Raw genomic sequence first — 7043 nt, forward strand, 5'->3', positions numbered from 1 at the left:
GGCGTTCACCGGCACGGCGCGTCGAGGTGCACACCTCAATCGGGTCTCCGGCCTGCGAACCGGGTCCGCCCGTGTGAATATGGTCAGAACACTGTGGAAAGTGCAGGCGACACCGATGAAGGAACATTTTGTTGGTTGCATCGTGGGGGGTGCGGTCGGCGACGCGCTCGGGGGATCGGTCGAGTTCATGTCTCGCTCGGCCATCATCGAGCGGTTCGGCGCGTCGGGGATCACCTCCTATGCGCCGGCGTACGGCGGCACCGGAACCATCACCGATGACACCCAGATGACCCTCTTCACGGCCGAGGGATTGCTGCGCGCGTGGCTGCGGGACTGCGATGGCGGTATCTCCTGCTTTGCGGCAGCAACTGCGCGCGCGTATCTCCGATGGTTCATCACGCAAGGCGAACATCCCCGGCACGGCGTGCTGCCGATGGGGGAGCGCACCAGCTGGCTGACGGGTCACCGAGAACTGCACAGCCAACGCGCCCCCGGCAACACCTGCCTGAGTGCACTGCGTTCCACGACGCGCCCGGGAACCCCGGCCGACAATGACAGCAAGGGTTGCGGCGGAGTCATGCGGGCCGCGCCGGTCGGGTTGTTCGCCTCACGTGCGGAGTGGTCGGCGGTCGGCACCTTTGACCTCGGGACCGCGATCGCCGCATTGACCCACGGACACCCGTCGGGGTCGCTGACCGGTGGTGTTCTCGCAGTGATGGTCCGCGAACTCGTCGAAGGCGCCACGCTCGACGAGGCGCTCGCGGCGTCGAAAGACATCCTGCGGACCAAGCCGCAGCACGAGGAGACCTTGGCCGCCATCGAACTCGCCGAACGGCTCGCGTCCGACGCCGTCGCGCCCGAGGAAGCGATCTCCCGACTCGGCGAGGGCTGGGTGGCGGAGGAAGCGCTCGCGATCTCGATCTACTGCGCGATCGTCGGAAGCGACTTCGAAGCGGCGGTCGTGCTGGCCGTCAACCACGACGGTGACTCGGACTCGACCGGGGCGATCACCGGCAACCTGCTCGGCGCGCGCGACGGCATCGGAGTCGTCCCGGAGCGGTGGCTCGAGCAGCTCGAACTTCGCGGCGTCATCACCGAGGTGGCCGCCGACCTGTACGACTTCGCCGACTGGGAACTCGATGCTCCGATGTCGGAGAGGTACGCGGGGCTTCAGGTGGCGGGCTGAGGTCGTGAGGGTCGAAAGGGTCCGCTCCCTGAGGAGCGCACGGAACCCCCGACTGCCGAACCTCAACTCGACCGGCAGACGTCGATCGAAGTCTGCCGGTCGGGTTGACGTCGACCGGTAGTTGGGTGGCGACGGTGTCTCACCAGGCCTTCGTGGCTCGTCGACTTCGATACGCTCCCTCGTCGCTACTCAGCCCGGCGGCTTGCGCTCCTCGCACCTCAGGCGGCAGGGGGGCGTGGCTTTCGCTCTTCGCACCTCAGGCACCAGTGACGCCGATCCCGGCGTGCTCGAGGAACCGACCGACGAGCCGGTCGCAGCGGGCTGCGGCCAGCTCGGCAGAGGCGTCGATCTCGGCCGCGAGGGCCCGGGTGTCGACCGAGCCGTCGCCGCTGCCCGACCGTGCGCTCGTGAAACCCTTACGCCACGCGGAGAAGCAGTCCGGGGTGATCTCCGGATGGAACTGCACACGTAGGTGCGGTCCCGAGACATAGGCCTGGACCCCTGCGTCGTTGACCGCGATCACCTCGGCCACGTCGGACACGGTGATCGTGTCGTGGTGGAACTCCATCCACGGGCCGGTCTCGACGAGATCGGGGCGGGTGGTGCTGACGGTGACGAAGCCGTGCTCGGGACGCGTGCTCGGTGCCACCGAACCACCGAGCGCCCGCGCGAGGATCTGGGCGCCGAAGCAGACACCGAAGATCGGTACCTGCTGGGCGATCGTGTCGGAGAGGTACCGGAGTTCGGGTTCCACCCACGGCAGCGAGGCATCGAAGGCCGAATCCGGGGAACCGGTCACGCACACCAGGTCGAATCCACATGCCTCGGGGAGAGACTCGTCTTCGACGTCCCGGATGACGACGTCGAACCCGCGGTCGGCGAAGGCGGGGAGCAACGAACCGAGAACCGTTTCGCGCGACTCCGGCCGCACACCGTGAACGAGTGCGAGAACCCTGCCGCTCACCTGAACTCCTCTCGAACATCCGTGACCGGTCAGGTTAGTCGTTCGCGCGGCTCACAGAATGCTCGGGCCGCCTCCGGATCTGCGGTGACAACCGGCGTGGTTCTGCCGGCGGCGTGGATTCGGGCAGGTCAGAGTGCCGCTGGTCGGTGACCGAGGTGCGCAATACGGGCGCCACGATCAGGTTGCCGATCGGTTACAGCGGTCGGATTGAGTATTCCTGCACGGTGATGCCGACGGTGCGTCCGGCGCCTTCACGGCCACCGGTGGCAAGGAGGCAGGACACATGACAATGAAGGTCGCGGCGGGCCGAGGCGATGCCGGAACCCGTTTGCTCGCAGGGGCATCGGGTGTGGGTTTCATCCTCGCGATCTGCGGCTCGAATGCGATGACGCCGCTCCTCCCCGGTTACATGGACCGTCACGGCTTCGGGCCGGCCGCCGCCGCGGTGCTGTTCGCCACGTACTTCGTCGCACTCATCGTGATCTTGTTGATCTCGGCTCGCGGGCCACTGATCCGGCACACGCGCAAGGTCCTGCCGATTGCGTTCCTCACGGCCATCGTCGGTGACCTCGTGGAGATCATCGGCGCCTGGTACCCGCTACTGCTCTTTCCCGGCCGGTTGATGACGGGCGCGTCGGTGGCGCTGAGCACCGGTGCGGCGGCGGCGATGATGGTCGCCGCCCGCGGTGAGAAGGGGCGTGCGTTCATGGCGACCGGCTCGCTCATCGGTGCCGGTACCGGCCTCATCGCAGCGATCCTCATCGCCGTGTATCTGCCCTGGCAGTTGGTGACGGTCTACGCCGTTCACGCGGTCGCGATGACGATCTGTCTCGGGTTCCTGCTCGCCGGATTGCGGGCGGCGCCAGATCTCCTTGCACCGGACCGTGATCCCGCACCGCTGGTCGTCGAACCGGAGCTCGCGGACGTACCGTCGGCACACACCGGTGATCTCGACGTCGTGGTCGACTCGTCTCGATCCCGCGACCCCGGTGCATACCTCGTCGGGGCGCTCGCCTGGGCGATCGGCGCACTCGCGGTCGGTGCGATGCCGAACGCGATCCTCGCGACGGGCATCAGCGACTCGTTGCTCGTGGCCCAATGTGTCGGCGGCGCATGCCTGATCGTCTCGATGCTGGCCAACTTCGCCGGCGTGGGTCTTCGCGTCATCACCACCCTGCCGGCAGTGGGATCACTGCTGGCGCTGGGCTGGTCGATCGCCATCGCCGGTCTCGCGATGGGCCGGCTCGAGGTCATCCTGCTGGGCACGGTCATCGGCGGCATCGGCCAGGCCGGCGGGTACCGGGTCGCGCTCGCGTACATCACCGTGGGGCTCACACCCATCCAGCAGGGCCGCGTCGCAGCGACGTTCTCGGCCTTCGCCTACAGCGGTGCCGGCGTGATGGTGGTGCTCGACGGCGTTGCCGGGCAGCTGGCCGGAACGATCGGCGGGGCCGTGACCATCGGCGTCGTCTACGCGGTCACCTCGGCGGTCGCGATCGGGCTGGTCCTGCGTCGTACACGGAGGACGACGCAGTCGGCCGTGACCCGGCCGGTGGATCGCGAAACGGCGGACACTGCATCCTGATCGGCGCCGCCGGTCAGTGACACCACAGGTCAACGGTATTTTCTCGGGAAGGCTCAGGGCGTGTGCCTACGGTGGATGTCATGGCACCCCTGGCACGCGTCTCCGGTCCGATCACCTGGCTCGCAGTGATTCTCGCAGTGGCGCAGGTGGTTGCGCCGGTCGTGCCGTTCTCCGGGATCGGTGCCTCACCCAACGAGTCGACGACCGATCTCCTCATCACGCCGGCAGGCTGGACGTTCTCCATCTGGAGCCTGATCTACCTGCTTTCCGTCGTCTTCGCACTCGCGGTGGTGTGGAAGGGCGCGACGGGGACCGCGGATCCGCGTCGTCTGCTCATCGATCTGGAAATCGCCTTCGCCGGCGCGGCCATCTGGATCCTGGTGTCCGCGGCAGAATGGACATGGGTCACCCCGATCGTGCTGACCGTGATGACGGTGGTCCTGCTCGACGCCGCACGCATCGCGGCGCGCCCCGCCGACGACGAGGCGCCTGGCTGGTTGCGGGTGCTCGCCCGAATCCTGGTCGGCATCTACGCGGCCTGGGCCACCGCGGCGGTGTTCCAGAACTGGGCGGCCGCCATCGGCGCCGACCTCGCCGACCCGGAGTCCCTCGGCTGGCAGCTCACAGTTCTCATCCTGTGTGGGCTCTTCGGTCTCGCAGTCACCGCCGCGGTCGGCTCCGTGCTCGTCGCCTACCCGCTCACGCTGATCTGGGCGTTCCTCGGCATCCCGGCCACCGCCCAGGGTGAGACGACCGCCGTCGTGTGGGTCGCCGTCGTCACGATCGTCGCGCTGGTGGTCACCACGGGTGCCACGTTCGTCCTGCGACGCCGTCGCCTCGACCGTGCCCCGGCCGTCGCCTAGACGTTTCGCCACGGCTCGAGCGGTCGTGGCCTTCTAGAATCTCCGTCGTGCGCAACAAACCCGTCACGGGCTACGACGTCGCCCGCCGGGCGGGGGTGTCGCAGTCGACGGTGTCGCGCGCGCTGCGCGACGACCCGCGGGTGATCAAGGAGACCCGAGACCACATCCAGGCGCTGGCCAAGGAAATGGGATACGTCCCGCACGTGACCGCGCGGAGTCTCATCACGCGCCGCTCGTCGACGATCGGGGTGGTGACCGGCGACCTGCGCAACCCGTCGTTTCCGGTACTCGCCAACACACTTCAGGACCGGTTCGCCCGCGAGGACTATCGGGTGTTGTTGCTCAGCGACCGCGAAGGTCCGACGGGCACCGTGGACAAGGACCTCGAGGCCTTGCGCGGGGGACTGGTCGACGGGGTCGTCTACATCTCGGCCCGACTCGATTCGCCGGTCGTCTCGGAGATGATCGACTGGCGGATGCCGCTGGTCATCCTCAGCCGCGACGTCGACGGCGCGCAGGCCGGCCGGGTCGACCGCGTCACGTCGGACAACATCGGTGGCGGGAGGCTCGTCGCACAGCATCTCGTCGACCTGGGGCATCGTCGGATCGGACTGATCTCCGGACCGGCCGACAACCCGAGCATCAAGCTCCGCGAGACCGGGTTCCGGGACGAACTGGCAAGGCTCGGTGCCCATCTCGACGAGACGCTGGTGTACCGCGGGGAGGTCGACGCGAAGACCGGACTCGACGGCGGCCTGCGCCTTCTCGGCCGATCTGACCGGCCAACCGCCTTGTTCTGCGCCACCGACTATGTGGCCTTCGGAACCCTCGACGCGGCGAAACGGCTGGGACTCGCTGTGCCGAATGATGTCTCGGTCGTCGGTTACAACGACCTCGACCTCGCAGGCTGGTCGATCTTCGATCTCGCGACGGTACGCCAGCCCCTCGAGGAGATGGCGCTGGCCGCGGCCGAGCTTCTCCTCGCACGGATCGACGGCGCCGCGGGCACCCCGGTCCACCGCGCCTTCGGTGTCGAATGGGTCGGACGCGGCAGTGCCGGACCATGCCCCGACGGCGTCTGAAACCGAGCATCCGCTCGGCAACATCTCGGTAACCCGAGGAACACCGTCACGCAAAAACCCCTGCTTACATTCGAATGCATCCAGTTCGGGGACACCCGGCCGGTACGGCCGGAGGGCGGCAGCGGGGCCGCCGCTGGATCGCAAACCAACGGCGGAAACCATGCGCGGCGCAGCTATGCCACGCGCAGGTTCTCATGACCACGCAGCGTAGGAGTGACATGGAAATCGGCGTCTTCATCCCCATCGGCAACAACGGCTGGCTCATCTCCAAGAGTGCGCCCCAGTACATGCCGTCATTCGAGTTGAACAAGACCATCGTGCAGAAAGCCGAAGAACACGGCCTGGACTTCGCGCTGTCGATGATCAAACTCCGCGGCTTCGGTGGCGACACCGAGTTCTGGGACCACAACCTCGAATCCTTCACGCTCATGGCAGGTCTCGCGGCGGTGACCGATCGGATCAAACTGTTCGCCTCGACCGCCATCCTCACCCTGCCGCCGGCGATCGTCGCGCGCATGACCAGCACCATCGACTCGATCGCCCCGGGACGGTTCGGTGTGAACATCGTGACCGGTTGGGCGCCGGGCGAATACACCCAGATGGGACTGTGGCCGGGCGAGGAATACTTCGGCTACCGGTACGAACAGGCCGGCGAGTACGTGAAGGTCCTTCGCGAACTGTGGGCCGAAGGCTCCAGCGACTTCAAGGGCAAGCACTACACCATGGACGACTGCGTCCTGTCGCCGCCGCCGGCGGCCAAGACGGCCCCGATCGTCGCTGCGGGACAATCGAACACCGGTATGAAGTTCGCCGCCGAGAACGCCGACTTCAACTTCATCCTCGGCTCGGGGATCAACACCCCGCTGGCCGTGGAGGAATCGACGTCGACACTGGTCGCCGCCGCCAAGGAAAGCGGGCGGGACGTCGGGGCCATGGTCCTGTTCATGATCATCGCCGACGAGACCGACGAAGCGGCACAGGCCAAGTGGCAGGACTACCACGACAACGCCGACCTCGCCGCGCTCGGCTACATGGCCGACGAGTCCGCCGCCGACGCGACTGCCGACGACAGCTCTACCGCCAAGACGATCTCGCTGCCCGAGGGCGCGGTGAACTTCAACATGGGCACCCTGGTCGGTTCGTACGAGACCGTGGCCGAGATGCTCGACCAGGTCGCCGAACTCGAAGGCGTCAAGGGCATCATGCTGACCTTCGACGACTTCGTGAAGGGCGTGGACACGTTCGGCACCCGAATCCAGCCGTTGATGAAGTGCCGTCAGGAGAACGCCGCCGCGGCGTGAGGCGGACATCTGGTGAGCGGGCATCGAGTGTGCTTGCTCGCCAGCTGGTTTCGATACGGCTC

The 7043-nt window shown here is 67.3% G+C and carries 6 protein-coding genes; 5 read left to right on the top strand and 1 reads right to left on the bottom strand.

Annotated elements, in window-relative coordinates; translation table 11 throughout:
- Positions 1–115: 115 nt before the first annotated feature.
- Positions 116–1186: an ADP-ribosylglycohydrolase family protein gene (locus GONAM_RS14880; RefSeq protein ID WP_006867584.1), complete on the top strand. Its 1071-nt coding sequence runs from the start codon at positions 116–118 to the stop codon at positions 1184–1186.
- Positions 1187–1442: 256 nt separating this feature from the next.
- On the opposite strand, the gene GONAM_RS14885 is transcribed toward GONAM_RS14880, so the two are convergent.
- Entirely contained in the window at positions 1443–2150 is a 708-nt protein-coding gene (locus GONAM_RS14885; RefSeq protein ID WP_006867585.1) for a type 1 glutamine amidotransferase, read from the bottom strand.
- Positions 2151–2433: 283 nt separating this feature from the next.
- On the opposite strand from GONAM_RS14885, the gene GONAM_RS14890 reads away from it, so the two are divergent.
- The 4 genes from GONAM_RS14890 (at position 2434) to rutA (ending at position 6981) form a co-directional block, all read left to right on the top strand.
- Positions 2434–3735, top strand: a complete 1302-nt coding sequence (locus GONAM_RS14890; RefSeq protein ID WP_006867586.1) for a hypothetical protein — start codon at positions 2434–2436, stop codon at positions 3733–3735.
- Positions 3736–3815: 80 nt separating this feature from the next.
- Positions 3816–4598 carry a TspO-related membrane protein gene (locus GONAM_RS14895; RefSeq protein ID WP_006867587.1) on the top strand — a complete coding sequence of 261 codons (783 nt, stop codon included), beginning with the start codon at positions 3816–3818 and terminating at the stop codon, positions 4596–4598.
- A gap of 47 nt (positions 4599–4645) precedes the next feature.
- Positions 4646–5680, top strand: a complete 1035-nt coding sequence (locus tag GONAM_RS14900; RefSeq protein ID WP_006867588.1) for a LacI family DNA-binding transcriptional regulator — start codon at positions 4646–4648, stop codon at positions 5678–5680.
- A gap of 218 nt (positions 5681–5898) precedes the next feature.
- A complete protein-coding gene (gene rutA, locus GONAM_RS14905) occupies positions 5899–6981 on the top strand; it encodes a pyrimidine utilization protein A (RefSeq protein WP_006867589.1) in 1083 nt (360 codons plus the stop codon).
- The last annotated feature ends 62 nt before the right edge of the window (positions 6982–7043 follow it).

It is taken from the genome of Gordonia namibiensis NBRC 108229 (genome assembly GCF_000298235.1).
Classification (GTDB): Bacteria; Actinomycetota; Actinomycetes; order Mycobacteriales; family Mycobacteriaceae; genus Gordonia; species Gordonia namibiensis.

What these genes read in the sequence shown, in the direction of transcription:
- GONAM_RS14880 (WP_006867584.1), top strand. Translation starts at nt 116, where the DNA reads ATGAAGGAACATTTTGTTGGTTGCATCGTGGGGGGTGCGGTCGGCGAC.
- rutA (WP_006867589.1), top strand. Translation starts at nt 5,899, where the DNA reads ATGGAAATCGGCGTCTTCATCCCCATCGGCAACAACGGCTGGCTCATC.
- GONAM_RS14890 (WP_006867586.1), top strand. Translation starts at nt 2,434, where the DNA reads ATGACAATGAAGGTCGCGGCGGGCCGAGGCGATGCCGGAACCCGTTTG.
- GONAM_RS14895 (WP_006867587.1), top strand. Translation starts at nt 3,816, where the DNA reads ATGGCACCCCTGGCACGCGTCTCCGGTCCGATCACCTGGCTCGCAGTG.